Source organism: Facilibium subflavum (assembly GCF_003574485.1).
GTDB lineage: Bacteria > Pseudomonadota > Gammaproteobacteria > Francisellales > Francisellaceae > Facilibium > Facilibium subflavum.
The window spans coordinates 1-22,411 of sequence record NZ_QLIT01000049.1 but is presented as its reverse complement, the minus strand read 5'-3'; the positions used below and the strand labels follow the sequence as shown (position 1 = coordinate 22,411).

The window sequence follows — 22,411 nt, the reverse complement described above, 5'->3', positions numbered from 1 at the left end:
GGTAAAACATATATTTTAGGCTAAAGAGAATAAATGAGCACAGGTGTTGGGAATTTCTTTGTATCTGCCAGTTATATCCCAGTGATTTTTATGGCGATTTTAATGCTTGGCTTTATATGCCAGTGGTTGGCGTGGCGGTTAAAGTTGCCTGCGATTTTATTTCTACTATTGGTTGGTATTTTGTTAGGTCCTGTGTCACAAATGCTATTCGGGGCTAAAATGCAGCTTTTAGATCCTACATCATTGTTTGGACCAATTTTATATCCGATGGTATCTTTATGCGTCTCTATCATCCTATTTGAAGGATGTATGAGTCTGAAATTCCGTGAAATAAAAGGCTTGGGTGGAACTGTTCGCAACATTATTACGATTGGCTTATTGATTACCGCCATATTAACCGCACTTTTTGTGCATTATCTGTTTGATATTTCTTGGAAGGTATCGGCATTAATTGGTGCGATATCATCAGTCAGTGGCCCGACGGTTGTTGTACCAATATTACGAAGTGTGCGTCCAACAACTAAGCTTGCGAATATTATTCGTTGGGAAGGCATGTTGGTTGATCCAATTGGTGCGCTTTTGGCTGTAATTGTATTTACGGCAATTACAGCTTCGCAATATGAGGCGTTTTGGCATATCAGTGTCCATATTTTATTTGTTTTAACCATCGGGGGTGGCGGCGGCATATTGGCTGGGTTTATTTTGGGGACAATTTTAAAGAAGCAATGGGTTCCTAGCTATCTAAATAATATGTTTGTCTTATCTTTTGTCGTGACGATGTTTGTGATTGCTGAGCACATCGTAGAAGGTGGTGGGTTATTGATTGTTACAGTCATGGGTATTCTTGTTGGTAATATGCCTAATGCACATATTGAAGAAATCCTGGATTTTAAAGAATCGTTAAGCCTTATTTTAATCTCAAGTCTGTTTATTATTCTTGGTGCGAATGTGAGCTTTGCTTATTTATCTGAAATATGGTGGAAAGCAATTATTCTTATTTTGCTTTTGCAATTTCTGATACGTCCATTGGCAGCAAGCATTTCGACGATAAACAGTGATTTAAACTGGCGAGAAAGGCTTATGTTTGCATGGATTGCACCACGAGGTATTGTAGCGGCAGCTGTGGCAGCACTTTTTTCTATCAAGGTCATTGAAACGCTTAATGCACCACAAGAAGGAGAACTTTTGGTTTTAATTGTTTTTATGATTATTTTAGGGACGGTTATTATCCAAAGCTTAACTGCCCCGACATTGGCAAAAATTTTACATGCCTCAGCACCAGAGCCTCGAGGGTTTTTAATTATAGGAGGCAATTCGCTAGCTCGTGCAATCGCAAAAGCGTTAAAGCAGAATCATATCGGTGTCATGCTTGCCGATACCAGTTGGCAAAATGTACAGGCCTGTCGTTTAGAAGGATTAGAGTGCTATTATGGTTCCTCTGTGTCTGAACATGCTGATTGGCATTTAAACTTAGTGGGGATTGGGCGAATGCTTGGTTGCTCCAGTAGTGAACAGATGAATACATTAGCAGCCGTGAAATATTATCGTGAATTTGATGGGCGTGCCAGTGTTTTCACCCTACCGACCTCACAAAATAAAGCAAATTCAAAATTAACCTATTTAACCAAAAAATACAGTAAGCGACTATTTAGTCGGGATTTGTCTTATCATTCATTACGATCAGCTATCAAGCAGGGTGGACAAATTAAAACGACGAATTTAACCAGTGAATTTACCTGGGACTATTTCTTATCAAATAACCCAACTGCCATTCCACTTTTTTATATTAATAATAAAAATATGGTGCATGTCGTTTCACCGGATAGTCAATTTAACCCACAAAGTGGCTGGAAGGTTATTTTTCTGGTGCCACCGGAAGGTTGGGTAGCTGAAACAGATGTGGAATAAGTGGGAAATATAGATAAAGGATTATATTATTTTTAGCAATACCAAGGCTTTTTGCAAGTAGCCATTGATATTGTATAAGCTGTGAGCGGTATAATTGTTCTTGATGTGCGATAAAGTCATTGTGTGATTGATGGTTGTTAGGCTCAATAAATTTATAATCAACAATGATAAAATGGTTATTATCTTTTTTAATGATACGATCAATGGTATATCTTTGTACTTTTTGATGCGATAGGTTACTGATATCCTGTTCGCTATAGCCTTGAGCTGTAAAAAGCCATGGCTGGGTTTCTTGTGTGCTTTCAATGGCTTTTTGTGCCATTTTCCAGGTTTTGTTTTGTAGTGCAAAGGGTAAGCCATAGTGATGGCACATAGCATTAAAGTAGGTTTTAAGATTGGCCGTATTACCTTGATGATTGGTTAGATAATGAAAGACGGCATGCAATATTGAACCAATCAAGCGTTCATCATTATAGACGATATCAGTAGCATCTGGTTGATTAAGTTGTCCGTCAGCCTTAGCATTTTGTTTAGTTGTTTGGTAGGTTGTGTGATTAGCGAAATAAAAATTTTGAATTTGTTGCACGACAGGCTCAATTATGTTGTTTGATGCTTTATCATTTACAGCATCTTGTATAGTGGGCGTTATCATTTGAATATCAATCTTTGCCAATGTAAGTAGTGACCAAAAACTATTAGCAGGTGGGGATTTGGCTTCCCCATTATCTTTTTGTTGCAATACACTTGTGCATAACAATTTAGATTTAGCACGCGTGGCAGCAACATATAACAGGCGCTGAAGCTCAAATTCAGCACGTTTTTTCTGAATTAACTGCACGGCTTTATAAAGTGAAGGTGTTTGTGACTCCCAACTATGCTTCATTGGGCTTAAAAGTAAATGTGGTTGAGCATCTTCAAGCTGATATTGTTCATAAAGAAATAAATCTGGGTCATCACTTTTGCCTGTTTTGTGTAATTGTGGCAAGATAACAAAATCAAACTCTAAGCCTTTGGCTTTATGAATCGTCATGACTTTGATATGTGTTTGTTGGGCACTGGTTGCATAGCTGGTTTTGAGCTTTTCAATAAAACCCTGCTCATCAATAATTGTTGTTTTATCAGGGCTTAGGTACTGATCGATCAGTGGCATGAAACTTTGATAAAAGATTTCATCCGTATGAATATAAGGACCATCAAGCTTTTGCCAGAATATCTCAATCCGCTTTTTTAAATCACTTCGTTTGTTGTGAAATTCAAACTGATTTAACCAGTGTGTGAACTGCAGCGCTTTTTGTTGATGTGGCTTTGTATGATTTTTTTGTAAATACTGGCATAAGCGCTCATAAAAGCTTGTTTGCTCGTATTGTTGTATCGAGAATATTTCTTGTAACGTAAAACCAAATAATTGTCCTTGTAGTAAGCTTACCCAGTCATGTGTACTTTCAATATTATTCAATATAAGGCTTAAAGCTAATAAATCCTGAATAAGTGGTTTGTGATAAAGTGTATCAATCTCATCTTCACTTAATTGAAGCCCTTGAGCCTTCATCTTTGGTATAAGCGTTGCTAAATGACTTCGTGCGCGCACTAAAATTGCAATACTATGCGTTGGATGTGTTTTTTGGTAAGTTTGTATTGTCGTGATAATTGTTTGGATTTCAGTTTGATCATCTTTAAAACCTAAGCATGTGACTGCATTTTCATATATTGTGCTTGAAAGCGTGGTGGAAGATGTATAACTGATGCCACCAAAGTTTTTTTGATGTCTTTTGGGGAAAATGCACACAAAAGTTTGGTTAATCCAATCAACGATTGATTTGTTTGAACGAAAATTGCAGCTAAGCTGTAGAAACTTAGGATGTAAGTTGTTGATGCCTTGATCTTTAACTTCTAAAAACAGGTTAACTTCAGCCTGGCGAAAACGGTAAATTGATTGCATGGGGTCGCCAACGATAAAAAGCGTTTTTCCATCACCTGGTAGCCATTGTGATGTGAGTGTTTGTAGTAGCCGGTATTGAAGCACTGATGTATCTTGAAACTCATCAATCAAGATATGATTGATTTGATAGTCTAAATATAAAGCAAGATCTGTTGGTTGCTCGCTTTGACCTAAAGCAGAAAGCGCTTGTAAAGCTGCTTCATTAAAATCAATCTGGCCTTCTTTATGGAAAGTAACCTTTAAAAATTGTGCTGCCAATATTGCAAGCTCAATGATATAAACAAGTGTTTGCCACTGCTGTTCATCGAAAACAAGTGTATCAAAAACAGATAAATCATTGGCTATTGATAAAATAGTTGAAGTTTGCGCATCATCAAATTGTGTAAGATAATCATGGTTGAGCCATTGGCTGTAGGCTTTTGCCGTTGGGTCTTTTGCAGGGAGATTTTGTGCTTTAGTAAAAGTTGTGCGAAATTTTTTATTATCCTTGGTAAATAATAAATTAAGAAGCAGTTGCCAGTTTGTTAAATTGGCAACATCTGGAGTCAAACAGATAGGTTTACCTTGATTGCAAAAATGTAAAATTTCTTCTAATTTGTGCTGATATTGTGAAAAATTTAAGCAATTGTGAAGCTGTCGTAAGAGATCATTGGCAATTTGGTGAAATCCTGATTCAATCTGCTTTTTATTATGCTCACGATCAAGTGAAGTGTTATCAGTAAACCCAAGGCCTAATACGATTGGCAGCCACTGCTCTCGTTTTTGTAATAAGTTAGATAATAAATCAGTTAATCGCTCTATATTGTTATCCAGATGTAGTAAGAGATGTGCTAAAGCAGGATAATATGGACTTTCTTCATCAATGTGGTTAATAAGCGCATCAACTGCTTGTTGATATAAAGGCTTTGTTTGATCTGTTGTCTGTGCATTAAATACATCATCGGTTTCATAAGTAAGCCTGTTAGACAGATACTGGCAAAAAGCATCAATTGTCATAATGCGAAGACGTTTTGGGTTGTCAAGCAATTGCCAATTACATCGTTGGCTGTTTTTTAATGCTTTCGCTGCAAGCTCAAAGGTTTGCTTTTTATGAGGCTCTTTTGGTGGTGCTTCATTTTGTGTCATTAACAGCGATGTATAAATTCGCTGACGCATTTCATTAGCGGCTTTATTGGTGAATGTCAGTGCAATAATTTCTTCAGGGGCATTGACATGACTTAATAATTTTAAATAGCGCTGCGTGAGCGTTTCTGTTTTACCAGATCCCGCAGGTGCTTGCATAATAAAAGAGTGATTTGGGTTGAGTGCCTGTTGGCGCTGATCAAAATCTTCTGGTTTTATCATATGCGGCTTAAATAAAGAATTAAAACATATATAAATGTGCTGGAGCAAAAAAAGACAAATGCACAGATAATGCTGTTGAACACATAATCCTTTTTAGATTTCAGTAATTTTTTTTGACTGCTGATTCGATATAAGAATCGTGCAGCTAACCATGAGATACCCAGGCCAGTAATAAGCGCAATAACAAATGCAATAAGCATAAGCAGATACAAGATAAATTTGGTTTGAGAGTATCGTAAAGGTTTTGATCACAAGGGGCAAGTTATAATCTGATAACTTTTGCTTCTCCTTAAGCGCCGCCCCTTGCAACCGGGGGAGTTTTGTTGCTTACAAGATCTATTCTCGCGAATTTAAGTTTATAAATATATAGAGAATCACGGTTTTTTTGTAGGATATTGACGGTATATGATGCGGACATTTCTTTTATAGCACGCTAAATATTCCGGTTTAGTTAGTGTCTATTAGTTGAGCATACGCTTGGTTCTATGAGCATTTTGATATGTCAACGGACAAAACGATGAAATTTTTTTGTTAAATTAACAATAATGTGTTGACTTGGTGCTTTTTAAAAAATACTCTAAGAACAATTGTTCAAAACACCTTTTAGCACAGTCAATATGGGGAATGACAAATGAAGTCTAAATACAAAAAAATTTATATTACAACATTATCGTTAATTGCAATAACGGGTACAGCGCATGCAGGTTGTCACTTAGATAATGTAGTTGAAGGTTGGACATCTGCGATCACATTTCATTGCGATAGCAAAACAGATTTAACAAAAAATCCGATTAGCTTTACCTTATCAAATGGTGTCACCGCTCGATCAGCTTGGAGCAGCAATGGAAGTGTTAATGGCTCTATTAGCGTGGGAAAGTCAGGCAATAAAACAGTATTTCAAATTGGTCAGATGTGGTGGCCAAAGGATGACTATGTTTTATCTGCTAATGATAAAGCGGTTATTAATTTTTCACCTTCAAGTGATCAATTTAAATTGACCGATTTTCAGGTAGGCTCTGTGCCAAAAACGCAGGCGAGCATTAAATTCATTCAGGATGCAAAAAGTGACAATATTCCAGATAACGCAGTGATTACATTAACTGCTATTTCTAATAATCAAGCAGGTTATCAGTTTAATTGGAAAGATGTGAAATCTGGAAATTTATCAGAAATCAAAGCAGGTCAATATCAAATATCTGCTGTTTATGATGGTCAGGTCATTGAAACTGTGCCAGCAGAGCTTATGGCCCAGACAGGCAAAAGTTATACCATTACCCTGGATTATAAAAAATATGCAGGTCAGCTTGCTTTCTCAACAAGTTTTCAGCGACCAGCTAATGCAGGTGATATTGCTATTAAAATTGATGATAAGCATACAGGGCAAACCAATCAATTAAGCTTACCCTGGAGCGAGCAAACAGCTATTTTAAAGAACATTCGTCCAAACCACCAATATACTTTTTCGGCAGCAGATATATTTGCTGGTCATAATCGTTATCAATTCTCATTTGATCCAGAATCAATTACAACAACAGCACAGAAATCAAATTATAATATTGTATTGCAAGTTAAAAGCATGCCAGTGGTCAGTTATCAGGTTGATTTTACGATATCTGGATTGCCTGGTGATGCACAAAGTTCAATAACCCTGACAAACAGTGATAAAGGTATTCATATTACAAAAGTGGTGAGAAATGGCGATATAAGACTGAAACTGCCAGCTGGTAACTATCAATTAAGTGCCCAGACGCTTATGAAAGATGGATATCAATACCAATATAATAATGGCGATGCAAAAACGATTACGGTTGGGAAAGACCAAGATAAAGTTGCAATTACTTTTTCAAAGCACAAAATAGGCGGCCTTGTTCCTGGATGGCCAAGCTATCTTTCAATGGGGGCAGTGACAGATGGCACCAATACTTTCTCCAAAGATAAGGTTGATGCGATTTTCAAATACGCAGGTAGTGGCGGGAATGGCGATCCAGGGGTAATTACGATGCCGATTTTCACGCAGGAAACCGTTGATGTAGCAAAAAATGCAGGTAAAGAAAATCAGCATCCTATCGTGCCGGTGATTGTTGTATATACATTACAGATGAGTGGAGGTACGGCTTATGGTGATTTATCTGATAAGGATAACGTATTAACAAAGCATTTTGTTAATCTGATGCTTTATGCACAAGTATTACAGAATGCAAAGGATAAAGATGGCATTACAGGGTCAATAGTGCTTAATCCAGATCTTTTAGGGATGATTCAGCAACAGCATTTATACAATGCTGATACCAAAGAGCTTGGTAATATGACAGAAGTCAAGGTAAATCAAGCCTTACAAAAAGCCTATTGGTTTGTGAATCAAGCACATAATTGGACCTTTACACCTAATTCTGGCTCAGCATTTACTGTAGAAGGTAAAACACCATTGCAAGTCTTTGAAGCTGCTGAGTCAGGAGCCTATAAAAAGCATAATATTTATTCTGCATGGGACCTAAAGCGTGCTTGGGAAGGTGATAATCGTAGTGAGCTAAAAGGTGAGGCAGATAAAATTCTTGAGACAGCACCAAGTGATCTACATGCAGATATTCCGACTTTTACTGATAATTTCAATGGTTGGGTTCAGGCAACAAATTGGGCAATTCATAATACAGGGCCGAGTATTCCTTTTGGTTGGCAAGAAAACGTATGGAATATTACTAGTGCTAATTGGGTGCATAGTCGTGAAACAACAACAGAAATTGAATCCAAAATCACTGATCCAACCTACAAATTGATTGATCAGCTAGGTATTTACAGTGGTCAATATCAGCCTAATTTCCTGGTTTTTGATAAATATGAAAGAAATGCTAATGCTGCATTAGGATCTGGTTATTTATGGAATGGGCAAGACTGGAATAACTATATAACCTATGTTTCACAACTAAGTAAAAAATTCAATAATATCCCTGTAATGTTGTGGCAGATTCCTGGGGGGCATTTGCAAACAAATACAGAAACCGACAACACAACCAATACTTTTTCTACCGCACCAGATTACTTTTTTGGAGATAAATCTGTTGGTAAAAGCCTGGGTGATGTGAAGGATTTTATTTTAAATACACCTTTAACAGGTGGTGGTATTTATCCATGCAAGCGTGGTTCATGCACAGTTGGGCAATACTTGAATGAAGGCAGTTATAACTGGCAGAAAAGCATGCTTCAAAATGCAGCTTCTGGTAATGTATTTGCTATTTTATGGGGTGGTGGTTCTACGACAAGTGTTAGTAGTTTCCCTGATAAAACAGTCAACTCAACATGGCTTGCAGCAAAAGTTAATGCTTATGAGCAAGCACCAGTTTATCTAAATAAAAGCAGCGATTGATGCCTTAATGGATGGAACAAATTGTTTTTAGATTTTTTTACAACGATCTTACCAATAGTCACAAGGAGAAAAACATGAAGTTAAAGAAGATTAGTAAGGCTTTAGTTATTGCAACAGGCGCAATTACAGGCATGGCAGGTGTTGCATATAGTAATTCCGTCACAAGTAAACCCTTTGTAATGGCTTATTATCCCAATTATGCAGGCTATTTTAATAACAATACCGTAAGCCAGGGCTTAACAACGGCTGGTCACCCAATTCCTGAGCCATCATATGTTATTCCTGGCATTACCGTAGGCTATCCGGCGTTTGACAACAATTCGATTGTGATCCAACACCAGTCAACGGACAATCGACATTTAACTGATACCACAGAAGGACTAAGTGCCTTAGTCTACGGCTTCTTCCAGCCACAAAGTGATGGTACTTTCCGCTTCAGTGATTCATGGGCAGATTTTAAAAACTCTGATCTAAAATCCGATGGCCTTTGTGGCAGTCAAATAGCAAATTCATTGAAGATTTGTTATCGAGATGGTAAACCACCTTTTAGTGGCGGTGGGACAAGTGATACGCAATGTTGGGGGAATGTCTGTTATGGTGGCTTTGATGCATTTTTGCAGTTAGATAATAAAAAAGACAGTTTACAGCACTATATTAGCATTGGTGGTTGGACTTACCGTGGCATTATGGATGATCTTGTTGCACAAAATGGACAGATTAATGATGAAAATATTACTAACTTTATTAAGACATTGACTTACTTAAAAGGCCGTGGGTTGCAAGGTGTTGACTTAGATATTGAATTTGATAACAGTAAAACAGGTTATCAAAAGAGTCTCTTGTTTAAAGCGCTTGCACAGAAACAGTTGGTGAAGAAAATTAAAGATATTGGGCTTGATATTGCGATTACAATACAGGCAAATCCAGTGATGTTAAAAGGCTTGATGGATAATGGATGGCTTAGTGCTTGGTTTAGTCAAGGATTGGATCATTTAAGCCTTATGACTTATGATTTTCATGGTGCTTTTGATGGCGTGGGTAATGCTACAGGCTTTCACTCAAGTCTATTTGCCTTACCTGATAGCCCTTACGGTAAAAATGAATTCTCAGTTAATAAAGCGATTGAGGCTTTAAGTGGTTTGAGTACCGTTGATATGGCAAAAGTGAATATTGGAATCCCGGCATATGCGCGCGCAGCATTAACAAACATTTCTTCTGATAATCATGGACTATTCCAAAAAATCACGGATAAAACCACCATTGTCCCTGGGGATTTGGATGCCACCTACTGTGAGACCTCCTTAACGCCGACAGATCCAAATAAACAATGCAGTGGAACGTTCTCTTATATATACATATTAAAAAACATGTTATCACCTAATGGACCTTTTACCACAACAGACTGGCAATATACCGACCCTGACAGTGGTAAGACATATTATGTTGGTAGTACGCTTTATGCAAAGAGCTGGAAAGCAACAGCCTCCAAGGTTATTTATGATGGTGATAACCCAACAGCTATTGAACCCTCAACCAATAACCAAAAGACATATTCTGATGTATTTATGGCATATATTTCGCCAAAAGACGCCTATTCCTATGGCGAGTATGCAAAATTAAAAGGGCTTGGCGGGGCTATTGTCTGGACTGTAAACTCTGATGATAATTATCAAAATCAATCTACCTCGCTTATTTATAATTTCGAACAAGGTTATAAAGGTACAACGCCAGTCAAAAAGCCAGAAATTCAATGGAACAGTAAAGGCGCACCTGCTTCAGCAAACTTGACAGGTGGCCAGTTTACAGCAGATGCAAAACTGATCAACGCACCAGATGGTGATGCTTTGAATTATACTTGTAAGGATCAAACGACAACCTCGGCAAGTTGTCAGATTGAAAGCCAGGGTAAATTTAGCTTATCAGGAGCAAAAGATCAGGACCAGATTATTGTCACTGCTGAAGATTCAATGAAAAAAGCAGATGCGGTTGATAGCGACCCCATCACGGTAAAGGCAGATAAGCCTAAAACACCAGATATTCAGTGGAATAGTAAAGGCGCACCTGCTTCAGCAAATTTAACAGGTGGCCAGTTCACAGCAGATGCAAAACTGATCAATGCACCAGATGGTGACACTTTGAATTACACTTGCAAAGATCAAACGACAGCCTCGGCAAGTTGTGAAATCCAAGGTCAGGGTAAATTTAGCTTATCAGGAGCAAAAGACCAGGATCAAATTATTGTCACTGCTGAAGATTCAATGAAAAAGGCAGATGCGGTTGATAGTGATCCAATTACGGTAAAGGCAGATAAGCCTTCTGGGAAAGTTGATGTAACACTTTATGGCACAATTCAGTATTACCAGGTCTATGGTCCTGGAACTATTCAAAGTAGAAACTGGTATACCAATTATAGTCTTGGAGAGCTTGACTTGAGTAAAAATCCAGTTCGTTTAAACCCATGGAATGCAGGTTTTGATATTTCACAAGCGATTACCTGTCCGCTTCCAACTGGGGATGAAAAAAATATTATTTATCAAATCCAGGGAGATGCAAACCATATTACTTGCACAATAAAGCAAGGTGGCTCAAGTGCGCAGAAAAACTATGTAACGCCAACTTATCCTGATCAGAATGATCAGGTGAAAGCATGGGAATCTGGTGTGCAATACGGACAGTGGAATAAAGGCAACTTGAAATCGCGGGTTAAATATGATGGGCAGGAATGGGTGTGTTGTTCATGGATTAATGACACAACAAAAAACCCGGAAGAAACATATAAAACCCAAGGTTGGAAAATATGGGAAAAATTTGATCCTTCTAAAAACGTTTGTAATACCTAGATAACAGCTTCAGCAATATAGGTAAGGGTTAATATTAACATAGAAACAATATAACAGGAGAACTATTTAGTATGAATGGAAAAACCAAAAAACCATTGATAAAAAAGCGCCATGTTTGCTTTGCCATTATTAGTGTTTTATCATCAACAGCAGCTTATGCTGACTATGAGCTAACGGTTAACAATAATTCGGTTGTCCCTTTAATTATTGCGCCACAAGGCAAAAACAAGATCAATGTGCCTGCAAAAAAGTCGATGAAGCTTTCATTATCAACAGGACGCAATGTTGCCATCCAATATCAGCAGTCAGGCTATATGGCGCAGAATATGGCCTATCTTGACAGACCAACAACCACTTTTGGCGTACAAGGAACGCCATTTGAGACCTCAGCGCCTGGCAGGCAAAGTTTAAAGGTTAAAATCAATGGCGGAAAAGGTTCGTTCATTACTGGTCCTGGTAATCATTTAAGTGGGATTTGTAAGGCAGATGGCGCAGGGTTTTGGTGCCCAACAAATACATCAGATCATGGTGGGGCGCTTACTTTAGATGTCAGTGGTGGTCAGCTGCCACCACCAACACCAAATTATGTAACGCCAACTTATCCTGATCAAAATGATCAGGTGAAAGCGTGGGAATCTGGTGTGCAATACGGGCAGTGGAATAAAGGTAATTTGAAATCACGGGTTAAATATAATGGGCAAGAATGGGTTTGTTGTTCATGGATTAATGACACAACAAAAAATCCAGAAGAAACATATAAAACCCAGGGTTGGAAAATATGGGAGAAATTTGATCCTTCTAAGAATGTTTGTAATAACTGATTTTTACTTTCTTGTACTATCTATAAGCTTTCTCACAGACTCTTGCTTTACATATTTATACATCTTTATACATTTCACGTGTATGCCCATTTTCATCAATTTAAAATATTATTTTTTTGTGTATTTTTTTCGTGACAATCGTTCATGAAAAAATTAATCTGATTAGACGGAAGTAAATTGAGTAGGAAACAAAGGGGAAGGTTATGCAATATAAAAGAATTATTGGGCTTGGCTTAAGTCTGTCCGCACTATTGGTATTAGCAGGCTGTGGGGGGCAGGATGCTAATAAAGATAAATCAACTCATGCAGTCACACAGTATGCGCCAAAGGGTAAAGACACATTTGTTCGTGGGAATGGCTCAGAGCCTGATTCACTTGATCCGGCACACGCACAAACTAATGTTGCTGCTGGTATTTTGTATGATATCGGCGAAGGGCTTTTAAGCGAGAACCAAGCCAATGAACCAGTACCAGGCGTAGCAAAATCATGGAAAGTCTCTGATAATGGCTTGGTTTATACTTTTTATTTACGGAAAGATGCTAAATGGTCAAATGGTAAGCCAGTTACAGCTGAAGACTTTGTTTACGCATTAAAGCGGGCGGTTACACCCATGACAGCCTCAGAGATGGCCTATAAATTAGCACCAATTAAAAATGCACAGGCGATTATGGATGGCAAAAAGCCCGTATCAAGTCTTGGTGTAAAAGCCATTAACGCACATACACTTCAAATCACTTTAGATTATCCGGTTTATTATTTCTTAAGCATTATGACTGATCCGGTGTCCTATCCTGTATATAAGCCAGGCGTTGAGCAATACGGTGAAGGGTTCTTTAGCCTGGGTAATGGCAAATATGTGACAAATGGTGCTTATTATTTGAAAGAATGGATCCCTAATGGCCATGTAACAGTAACAAAAAACCCTTATTACTGGGATGCCAAAAACGTACATATTAAGAATGTCAAATTCTTACCGATTACTGATCGCATGGCGGCTTATAATGCCTACAAATCAGGACAGATTGATTATGTTATGTATGTCCCAACGACAAATTTAGATGCGATCAAAAAGGAATACGGTGATCAATTGCGCTCGGCACAGTGGTTGACAACGGAATATCTTGATTTCAATTTGACTAAGCCACCATTTAAGGATAATGTAAAACTGCGTGAAGCCTTAAATCTTGTTATTAATCGCAAAGACCTGGTTAAGTATGTAACAAAAGAAGGTGATACACCAATTTATAGTTTCTTCCCGCCAACAATAGAAGGGGGTATTTATAAAGATATTGCTTATCAATGGCATAATTGGCCGATGGACAAACGCATTGAATTAGCGAAAAAGCTTTATAAAGAAGCCGGTTATTCCACAGCGAATCCTTTGAAAATATCGCTTGAGTACAACACCGATCCACTGCATAAAAAGGTCATGGAGGCTATTGCACAGATGTGGCAGCAAACCCTTGGTGTTGAGACATCTTTAGCAAACTCAGAATTTAAGGTCTTTTTAAAGATTCGCCAGTCTCATAGCTATGATGGCGTTGCCCGTGATGCTTGGGTTGCTGATTTTAATGCGATGGATAATTTTGCAAACATGTGGATGTGTGATAATCCGCAAAATAATCCAGGTTATTGCAATCCTGAATATGATAAACTAATACGTGAAGGGCAAAAACAGCTTACCGCACAGGCAGCTAAGCCTTATTATACAAAAGCTTTAGAGCTTGCTATGGCAGATTATCCGATGGTGCCGCTGTATTCTAATGCTGTTGTGCACCTGGTAAAACCCTATGTCGAAAACTATCAAATGAAGACAAACCATTTAGATCATGTTTATGATAAATGGTTTTCGTTTGACTATGGCAATAAGTAATAACTAAAAAGTAATGATCTACATTTACCAATGATGGTTTAATATAGCTGTGCTGAAAATAGCACAGTGCATAGATGGATTTGTGAAGATAAGCATTATAAAAGCGGGAGAACAAAGTGTTCAGTTACATTATCAGGCGCCTTCTAGGGGCGATTCCAACTGTTTTTGCGGTGGTTTTAATCAGCTTTTTGATGGTGCATTTAACCCCTGGGGACCCATTTGCCACCGAGCGTGCGTTATCACCTGAGGTTTTAAAGCAGCTGCATCATCAATACCACTTGGATTTACCGCTTTGGAAGCAGTTTATTTATTATTTAAATGATTTGATTCATGGAAATTTAGGTTATTCATTTAAATACCAAGGTCAATCAATAAACCATCTTGTTTTTCCAGAAGGTGGCCAAGGTGGTTTTTGGGTGTCGGTGCAATTAGGTTTTTTTAGTGTATTAATTGCAAGTATTCTGGGTATTATCTTTGGTGTTTTTTCAGCGCTAACACGAAATACAAAACTTGATTTTATTGATCATGGTATCAGCATTATTGCAATGCTTTTTATCTCAACGCCTATCGTAGTCACAGCACCGATTGCTGTTTTGGTCTTTGCGGTGATGCTTGGCTGGTTTCCAGCCGGTGGCTGGGGAGACTGGGAAGACATGGTGTTACCAGTGATTGTTTTGGCCATCCCTTATATTGCTATTATCACGCAAATTGCGCGTAGCAGTTTGATTGAGATTCTAAGCTCACCATTTATTCGCACAGCCAAAGCAAAAGGCTTATCAATGCCAAGAATTGTTTGGAAACATGCGCTGAAACCTTCGTTAATGCCGGTGGTATCTTTCTTAGGTCCTGCTGTTGCAGGGATTTTAACCGGTTCAGTTGTGGTAGAAACGGTTTTCACCATTCCTGGTATCGGAGTGCAGGTTGTCCAAGGGGCAACCAATCGTGATTATAACCTCGTGCTTGCATTGACAATTATCTATAGCCTTTTAGTGATCTTGTTTAATTTGATCGTTGATATTGTCTATGCCTTTCTAGATCCAAAAATTCGTTATTAAATTGAGGTGAACAATGACAAAAAGCTATACGCTTGTGCAAAAACAGAAAAACGCAGATTTTTTGGAAGATGTGGCCAGCCAGTCACATCAAGAAGCCTTTAAGGGGAGAAGTCTATACTATGATGCATGGCAGCGATTCAAAAAAAACAAAATCGCGTTGATGAGTTTATGGTTACTTATTTTAATCGTTTTGGCTGTTATCCTTTTACCCTGGTTTTCTCCTTACACTTATGCGCATCAAGATCTATTACAAGTCTATCAGGGGCCAAGTGCTGAGCACTGGTTTGGAACAGACAGCCTGGGAAGGGATGTATTTACACGTGTCATGGTTGGTGGACGGGTAACCCTTGAGATTGGCTTTGTTGCCACCTTTGTCAGTGTGGTAATTGGCACATTGGTCGGTGCGACAGCAGGCTTTTTAGGCGGGAAGATCGATAGCATATTAATGCGTATCGTGGATATTCTTTATGGTCTGCCTTTTATGTTTTTTGCGATTTTATTGGTAACGCTCTTTGGCCGGAATTTTATTTTAGTATTCGTGGCTATTGGTGCAGTCAGTTGGCTTGATATGGCACGGGTTGTTCGTGGGCAGACGCTAGGGTTAAAAAATAAAGAATTCATTGAAGCCGCGTATGTCTGTGGTGTTAAAGAGCGTACGATTATAACACGCCATATTATTCGTAACCTTATTGGTATTGTTGCTGTCTATATCACATTAACAGTCCCTGTTGTGATTATGACAGCCGCATTTTTAAGCTTTTTAGGCCTTGGTATTCAGCCACCAATGACTGATTGGGGTGGATTGATCAGTGATGGTGTCCAGGTGATTGCTTTTAACTATTGGTGGTTGTTGATCATTCCGTCAATTTTTCTCACATTAACATTACTATGCTTTAATTTTGTTGGGAATGGTTTAAGAGATGCCTTAGATCCAAGAGAGCAACGCTAGGTATTTAATGGGAGAGAAATATGACATTATTAAAAGCAACTGATTTGGAAGTGAAGTTTAAAACAAATGATGGCTTAGTCAGTGCCGTCAATAAAATTAATTTTAGCCTTGATCATAGTGAAACACTAGGGATTGTGGGTGAGTCAGGCTCAGGAAAAAGCCAGACGGTTTTAGCATTGATGGGGTTATCAGCTTCTAATGCTGTGGTTTCAGGCTCTGTGAAATTTGATGGTCAAGAATTAGTTGGTTTACCCGTTAAGGCATTAAATACAATACGTGGTAATAAAATTTCCATGATTTTTCAAGACCCTATGACGTCTTTAAATCCTTATATTACTGTGCAAGCACAATTGTGTGAAACAATGATGATTCATCGAAACTGCAGTAAGGCAGAGGCAAAAAAGCAAGCACTGGCGATGCTGGATGCCGTGCATATTCCTGATGCAAAAAATCGAATTAAACTCTACCCACATGAATTCTCAGGCGGTATGCGTCAACGGGTCATGATTGCAATGGCTTTAATGTGCAAGCCAAAGTTGTTAATTGCAGATGAACCAACAACTGCCTTGGATGTAACGGTACAAGCGCAAATTTTAAAATTACTCAAAGAGCTTCAGCATGAGTTTAAGATGGCGACGATCCTGATTACACATGATATTGGTGTTGTCGCAGGCGCGTGTGATCGTGTGATGGTGATGTATGGTGGCTGCCCTGTTGAAAGCGCTAAAGTGGATACTTTGTTTGGTGCACACTCCCATCCCTACACAGAAGGGCTAATGCTGGCAACACCACGTGTTGACTTGCCAAAGTCGATGTTGCAGTCGATTCCAGGAGAGCCACCGGATTTATCCAGTTTGCCACCAGGATGTGCCTTTGCACCAAGGTGCCCGCGTGCAACGCAAGTATGTGTGGACAGCATGCCAAAGTTGATGCCAATTGCTGATTGCAATGAACACCTTGCTGCCTGTTATCATCCAAGAATACCCACATCGGAGGCATGCTAATGGAAACCGTTTTACATATTGATGATTTAAAAGTACATTTCCCACTGAAAAAATCCTGGCCATGGCAGAAAACGCGCTTTGTTAAAGCGGTTGATGGCGTATCCTTTGAAGTAAAAAAAGGTGAAACGCTAGGCATTGTCGGGGAATCAGGCTGTGGTAAATCAACTTTGATCCGTGCGATTGTTGGCTTAGCAAAAGCAACCAATGGTAAAGTTGTCTGGTCTGGTAAGGATTTAACAGCATTAAAACATAAAAAGCAGTGGCAGCCTGTACGCAATGAGATTCAGATGATTTTTCAGGATCCATTGGCATCACTAAATCCAAGGATTACGATTGGTAATATCATCGCTGAACCTTTAAGGGTGCATGAGCCTCACTTATCTAAAAAGCAAAGAAGTCAGCGTGTTGAAGAAATGATGCGGATGGTTGGTTTGTCACCCAAGCATATTAATCGTTATCCTCATCAGTTTTCAGGTGGGCAGTGTCAGCGAGTGGGTATTGCCAGAGCACTTATACTTAAGCCTTCCATCTTAGTTTGTGATGAGCCGGTTAGTGCTTTGGATGTTTCTATTCAAGCACAGGTGATTAACCTATTGAAAGATTTGCAAAAAACACTAGGCTTAACAATTTTATTTATTGCACACAATCTAAGTGTGGTCAAACACATTTCAGATCGAATTATGGTGATGTATTTAGGTCATGCGGTTGAAATAGGTGAGGCAAAGTCACTATGTAACGAGCCTAAGCATCCTTATACTAAGGCATTGTTATCTGCGGTACCCCTCCCGGATCCTGATGCTGAGCGCAATAAGAAAATCCAAATATTAGAAGGAGACTTACCGTCTCCAATTAACCCGCCATCAGGTTGTGTCTTTCGTACACGTTGCCCGATTGCTGATATGCAGTGTGCACAAAAGAAGCCACTTTTAAAAGCGGATGAGAACACGCGAAAAGTTGCCTGCTTAAAAGTCTAAGCATTAATGTAAAAAGGAAAAAACAATGGATAAACGAGTTATCAGGAAGTTTTATCGATATTTAGCCGCAGGTTTATTAGGGCTTATAGCTTTGATGTTGTTTGGTTGTGATAATACGCAAAATAAGCCTGTGGATAATGCAAATAAAACGTTGGTGATTGGTAATGGTGCCGGGCAAATTCCAACGCTTGATCCAGGTAAGTGGAGTGATAACACATCACTAAGAGTCATTCATGACTTATTTGAAGGCTTAGTGTTTGAAACACAACAAAATAAGATTATTCCAGGGTTAGCAGTTACCTGGGCGGTTTCTGAGGATAAAAAGACCTATGTCTTTTATTTACGTAAAGATGCCAAATGGTCCAATGGCAAGCCAGTGACAGCCTATGATTTTGAATACGCGTTTAAACGCAATGTAGATCCAAAGACAGGCGGACAACAAGTCGATGTTTTTCGCCCTATCGTTAATGGAAACGAAATTATTGCTGGAAAGTTGCCATCAAGCGCACTTGGTGTTAAGGCATTAAATGCAGATACATTAGAGATAAAGCTTGCTTACCCTTACCCATTTTTCCTGGAATCTTTATTAAATCCAGTGACTTACCCATTATATAAACCTGCAATAGAAAAATATGGTGATGCATGGACCCAGGTTGGGAAAATGATCTCAAATGGCCCTTATATGCTTAAAGAGTGGGTGCCAAATGGCCATATCCTCGTGAAAGAAAATCCATATTATTGGGATAAAAAAGCGATCCATATCAAACAGGTGAAATATTTACCGATGAGCTCACAGACCGAATACAGTCAGTTTCTCGCAGGTCAGGTGGATATGACATATACGGTTCCATCAGGTTTTTCAAAGGTACAATTTGAAAAGCGCTTTGGTAGCGAATTTATTAATGTTCCAATGCTTGGTACTTATTTTTACTGGTTTAATATGAAAAAGCCGGGGGTCAATAATGTTGCAGTACGACAAGCCCTGACAATGGTGGTTGACCGAAATGCTATCGTACAAAGCATTCTAAAACTTGGGCAAACACCGCTATATGGACAGGTTCCGAATGATTTACAAGGTGGAATTTATAAAGGTTTATATCTTAAGCTGCCTAGTTACCAATGGGTAAAATGGCCAATGAATAGGCGGATTGATTATGCAAAATCGCTTTTAACAAAAGCAGGGTTTTCAGCAGAGCATCCGCTGATATTAACAATTAGCTTTAACACTCAAGAATCACATAAAATGGTTGCAGAGGCTATTGCGCAGATGTGGATTCGTGCCTTTGGCGATCTGGTGAAGGTAACGCTTAATAATCAAGAGTGGAAAGTCTATTTACAGGATTTGCAAAATGGCAATTATGATATTGGGCGAATGGGTGGTATTGCAACTATTAATGAAGCAAGCAACTTTTTAGAAAGTTATTTGTGTGGCAACGTGAGTAATTATGGACAGTTTTGTAACGATAAACTTGATAAGTTTTACTATCAGGGAATGGCCTCATTAACAAAGAAAGCATATGATGAGAATATGGAAAAAGCACTGCTTGTCGCCATGAAAGCCTATGTCACCTTGCCCATATATGATTACACTTATAGTCGATTTGTCAGTAACAGAGTAGGTGGATATGATCCACAAAAAAACTATATGGATTCTGTTTACTCTAAGTGGTTTTATTTTAAATAATGGTGTCAGATGTTACATTTTTTCATTAACTGCAGTAGGTTACGCTATTTGTAATTTTAGGGACATGGAGATGCAATTCATAATGCGCCCAGCAACACCTTTAAATCATCACCCTACGCCAAGGCTTCGGGCTGACAGGCGAAAAATAACATTCTAGCATCACCTGAAGCACATAATTTCCATATTTAGCCTTATTATCGAAACCTATCATAATCGATAATAAGTCAAGTTTTTAATTCTAAAGGTGGTGATAACCTTTAACCCTATTATCTGTTTTACACATTTTCGATAATAATGTAAGTTTACTTGTTGTATGCCTCTACAACGCTTTTAGCATCACGCTCAATGTCACCATTATCGGAATTTATAGTAAAACTAGCCACCTCAGCGAACCAAGGATTACGTTCTTTTTGCAATCCATCCAATAGCGCTGAATAATCAGCAACAGGCAGTAGCGGCCTATAATTGCTCATTCTCTCAGCTTGAACTGAGGTGCTTACCTCAATATAAACGGTAAATTCTGACTTTAATATTTCACGAGCTTTTGGATCACAAGCAACATTCTCATCTGTGGTAACCACGATGTTTTCCTGAGTAATCTGGTGTTGCAGGATTTCAGTTAATGTTTGATTGAATTTATCTTCACTGCCAGCACCAAATACATCGGTAACGCTGCGACCAATAGATGCAACGCTAGCTAAAACGTCTGCATTAATAAACTTCCAACCTAATTGCTTAGCCACTTCTTCTGCCACTACGCCTTTGCCAGCACCTGATTGGCCAACAATAAATATTCTTTTCACTTTGCTCATATACGCCTCCACACGTTTTGTCATCAACCCAGTTAAAATTATACTGGTTTTTGGCTGAAATATATCTTTTGGATCTAACATGTCCTTTAAGTGTCATATTTTGCTACTTTTAGGACATGCTATACACGCACTATTATCGATTTACGTAAAACATGATAACATACTTCAATCTTATTCTCACCTTTGGAATTAAAAACTTGACTTATTATCGAATATTGATATTATCGAGAATAAAGGCTATACTTAAGTCTAGAAATCAAGAGGTTTAAAGCATGGATATACAACAATCATTATCAGGCAAAGTGATTAAATCACCCAAGGGCTATAATGCCTATGTGCCTAATCCACTACCTCCGGCAATAGAATGGACCAACCAACTGGTAAGCACACTATCGCGGGCTGATTACTTGCTGGGTAAACTGGCTCGAGAAGGTAGCAAATTACCGAATCCTCATCTGCTAATGCGCCCCTTCATTACCCGTGAGGCCGTATTGTCCAGTAAGATAGAAGGTACCCATGCTACAATCGGTGAAATTTTAGCTCATAATGCAGGTGTATCCGTTAATCAGAATCCAGATGATTTGCAGGAAGTACAGAACTACATTACTGCTTTAGATTTTGGGTTAAAGCGCCTTGATGATCTACCTCTGTCCTTACGGTTAATAAAAGAAATTCATGAGCAATTAATGCAAGGCGTTAGAGGCTCACATGCCACGCCTGGTGAATTTAGAAAAACACAAAATTGGATTGGGCCTCCTGGTTGCACATTAAATACAGCCAAGTTTGTGCCACCACCAACAGATAACTTAGCAGATTGTTTAGGTGATCTAGAAAAGTTTTTACACGATCGTCAATTACCAGCCCTAATTCATATAGCGCTGTGCCATTATCAATTTGAAACAATCCATCCATTTTTAGATGGCAATGGTAGAGTTGGGCGTTTGCTAATTACATTGTTATTAATTGAGCAAAAGATGTTGCCATCGCCACTGCTTTATTTAAGTGCATTTTTTGAGGCAACACGAGATGAATATTATAGGCAATTATTTAACGTTAGCAGCAACAACACTTGGCAGGACTGGTTAATTTATTTTTTAAATGGTGTCGCTGTTCAATCAGAAGATGCTTTATCACGTGCTGAAAGGATTAATAACCTACTTAATAAATGGAAGCTGCAAGTTGCAAGCGGTTCATCTAGCGTTCCTGTAGACATTGTTGATCATTTTGCAGTGAATCCATACCTAACCATCAAAAAAATAGCTGAAGAGCTTGAGATTGCTTATAGCACTGCTGAACGTGGTGTTCGCAAACTGTTAGGCGAGAATATTATCAGCCAAGTCAATGATGGCAAGCGTGATAAAGTTTATTGCGCCACAGAAATATTATCCATATTAGAAGAACCAGCAAAAATTCATGCTGATGTTGAGGAAGAATAATATGAGTGCGCCAAGCAAAGCTAAGGCAATCAAGCTGGACAATCCAGCCCAGAAAAAGGCTAGCCACCAGTCTGGAACCGAACTACACATAATGCAAGGTAACGAACATTATGAAGCTGTAGTAAGGGCGGTCTATCAGCCACAACGCAAGTGAAGGTATTGAGCCCCGTAATATATCATCGTCGCACCTGATCAAGGTTTTCATTTGCCTGAAATCAGCACTACGCAATACGTAAAGGCGAGTATGCGTGGAGGTGCCGGGGTCTGAGTCCGTAGCGGGTAGATGAACTGATTGCTTTGGAACTTGGGAGAACCTTGCTATTTCTGAATGCTTATCTTGGAGCCTAAAAAGCTAGAGGTAAGTTTAGCAAGGTAGTCGGACTAGCTCGTAGTAGAGGTGTAAATAGGGT

General features: G+C 38.8%; 14 protein-coding genes. 12 read left to right on the top strand and 2 right to left on the bottom strand.

The annotated features are described in order from the left end of the window. Positions 1-33: 33 nt before the first annotated feature. Complete coding sequence (locus DNK84_RS04170; protein WP_119343314.1) at positions 34-1,908, top strand: cation:proton antiporter; 1,875 nt, start codon at positions 34-36, stop codon at positions 1,906-1,908. Here the strand turns inward: DNK84_RS04170 and DNK84_RS04165 are convergent. Further along, positions 1,856-5,191 carry a UvrD-helicase domain-containing protein gene (locus DNK84_RS04165; RefSeq protein WP_119343313.1) on the bottom strand — a complete coding sequence of 1,112 codons (3,336 nt, stop codon included), beginning with the start codon at positions 5,189-5,191 and terminating at the stop codon, positions 1,856-1,858. The two genes, DNK84_RS04170 and DNK84_RS04165, sit on opposite strands and share 53 nt — an antisense overlap. Before the next feature lie 631 nt (positions 5,192-5,822). Here DNK84_RS04165 and DNK84_RS04155 point away from each other — a divergent pair. The 9 genes from DNK84_RS04155 to DNK84_RS04115 all read left to right on the top strand — a co-directional run bounded on the left by DNK84_RS04155 (position 5,823) and on the right by DNK84_RS04115 (position 19,753). Then, a complete protein-coding gene (locus DNK84_RS04155) occupies positions 5,823-8,552 on the top strand; it encodes a hypothetical protein (protein WP_119343311.1) in 2,730 nt (909 codons plus the stop codon). Between the two features lie 74 nt (positions 8,553-8,626). Next, positions 8,627-11,392: a glycosyl hydrolase family 18 protein gene (locus DNK84_RS04150; protein ID WP_162902207.1), complete on the top strand. Its 2,766-nt coding sequence runs from the start codon at positions 8,627-8,629 to the stop codon at positions 11,390-11,392. A gap of 71 nt (positions 11,393-11,463) precedes the next feature. Next, positions 11,464-12,213 (top strand): hypothetical protein, encoded by a 750-nt coding sequence (locus tag DNK84_RS04145; protein WP_119343309.1) that lies wholly within the window; start codon positions 11,464-11,466, stop codon positions 12,211-12,213. Positions 12,214-12,416: 203 nt separating this feature from the next. Then, the gene (locus DNK84_RS04140; RefSeq protein ID WP_119343308.1) at positions 12,417-14,087 is read left to right on the top strand and encodes a peptide ABC transporter substrate-binding protein; all 1,671 of its coding nucleotides are present in this window, start codon (positions 12,417-12,419) and stop codon (positions 14,085-14,087) included. A 116-nt stretch (positions 14,088-14,203) separates the two neighbouring features. Then, the gene (locus DNK84_RS04135) at positions 14,204-15,142 is read left to right on the top strand and encodes an ABC transporter permease (RefSeq protein WP_119343307.1); all 939 of its coding nucleotides are present in this window, start codon (positions 14,204-14,206) and stop codon (positions 15,140-15,142) included. 13 nt (positions 15,143-15,155) lie between these two features. Then, a complete protein-coding gene (locus DNK84_RS04130; RefSeq protein ID WP_119343306.1) occupies positions 15,156-16,091 on the top strand; it encodes an ABC transporter permease in 936 nt (311 codons plus the stop codon). Positions 16,092-16,111: 20 nt separating this feature from the next. Further along, positions 16,112-17,095, top strand: coding sequence for an ABC transporter ATP-binding protein (locus DNK84_RS04125; RefSeq protein WP_119343305.1), 984 nt, complete (start codon positions 16,112-16,114; stop codon positions 17,093-17,095). Next, the gene (oppF, locus tag DNK84_RS04120; protein ID WP_119343304.1) at positions 17,089-18,069 is read left to right on the top strand and encodes a murein tripeptide/oligopeptide ABC transporter ATP binding protein OppF; all 981 of its coding nucleotides are present in this window, start codon (positions 17,089-17,091) and stop codon (positions 18,067-18,069) included. The genes DNK84_RS04125 and oppF overlap by 7 nt, the downstream gene beginning before the upstream one ends. Positions 18,070-18,094: 25 nt before the next feature. Beyond that, positions 18,095-19,753, top strand: a complete 1,659-nt coding sequence (locus DNK84_RS04115; protein WP_235826819.1) for a peptide ABC transporter substrate-binding protein — start codon at positions 18,095-18,097, stop codon at positions 19,751-19,753. A 302-nt stretch (positions 19,754-20,055) separates the two neighbouring features. Here DNK84_RS04115 and DNK84_RS04110 read toward each other — a convergent pair whose 3' ends face one another. After that, positions 20,056-20,565, bottom strand: a complete 510-nt coding sequence (locus tag DNK84_RS04110; protein WP_162902206.1) for a shikimate kinase — start codon at positions 20,563-20,565, stop codon at positions 20,056-20,058. 272 nt (positions 20,566-20,837) lie between these two features. Between DNK84_RS04110 and DNK84_RS04105 the strand changes: the two genes are divergently transcribed. Both DNK84_RS04105 and DNK84_RS14210 read left to right on the top strand, forming a co-directional pair. Continuing rightward, positions 20,838-22,001: a Fic family protein gene (locus DNK84_RS04105; RefSeq protein WP_119343302.1), complete on the top strand. Its 1,164-nt coding sequence runs from the start codon at positions 20,838-20,840 to the stop codon at positions 21,999-22,001. A 1-nt stretch (position 22,002) separates the two neighbouring features. Further along, a complete protein-coding gene (locus DNK84_RS14210) occupies positions 22,003-22,155 on the top strand; it encodes a hypothetical protein (RefSeq protein ID WP_162902145.1) in 153 nt (50 codons plus the stop codon). The last annotated feature ends 256 nt before the right edge of the window (positions 22,156-22,411 follow it).

Excerpts from the sequence above, each read along its gene's own strand:
- oppF (WP_119343304.1), top strand. The coding sequence starts at position 17,089 with ATGCTAATGGAAACCGTTTTACATATTGATGATTTAAAAGTACATTTC.
- DNK84_RS04105 (WP_119343302.1), top strand. The coding sequence starts at position 20,838 with ATGGATATACAACAATCATTATCAGGCAAAGTGATTAAATCACCCAAG.
- DNK84_RS04170 (WP_119343314.1), top strand. The coding sequence starts at position 34 with ATGAGCACAGGTGTTGGGAATTTCTTTGTATCTGCCAGTTATATCCCA.
- DNK84_RS04110 (WP_162902206.1), bottom strand. The coding sequence starts at position 20,565 with ATGAGCAAAGTGAAAAGAATATTTATTGTTGGCCAATCAGGTGCTGGC.
- DNK84_RS04115 (WP_235826819.1), top strand. The coding sequence starts at position 18,095 with ATGGATAAACGAGTTATCAGGAAGTTTTATCGATATTTAGCCGCAGGT.
- DNK84_RS04145 (WP_119343309.1), top strand. The coding sequence starts at position 11,464 with ATGAATGGAAAAACCAAAAAACCATTGATAAAAAAGCGCCATGTTTGC.
- DNK84_RS04155 (WP_119343311.1), top strand. The coding sequence starts at position 5,823 with ATGAAGTCTAAATACAAAAAAATTTATATTACAACATTATCGTTAATT.
- DNK84_RS04150 (WP_162902207.1), top strand. The coding sequence starts at position 8,627 with ATGAAGTTAAAGAAGATTAGTAAGGCTTTAGTTATTGCAACAGGCGCA.
- DNK84_RS04130 (WP_119343306.1), top strand. The coding sequence starts at position 15,156 with ATGACAAAAAGCTATACGCTTGTGCAAAAACAGAAAAACGCAGATTTT.
- DNK84_RS04140 (WP_119343308.1), top strand. The coding sequence starts at position 12,417 with ATGCAATATAAAAGAATTATTGGGCTTGGCTTAAGTCTGTCCGCACTA.
- DNK84_RS04165 (WP_119343313.1), bottom strand. The coding sequence starts at position 5,191 with ATGATAAAACCAGAAGATTTTGATCAGCGCCAACAGGCACTCAACCCA.
- DNK84_RS14210 (WP_162902145.1), top strand. The coding sequence starts at position 22,003 with ATGAGTGCGCCAAGCAAAGCTAAGGCAATCAAGCTGGACAATCCAGCC.
- DNK84_RS04125 (WP_119343305.1), top strand. The coding sequence starts at position 16,112 with ATGACATTATTAAAAGCAACTGATTTGGAAGTGAAGTTTAAAACAAAT.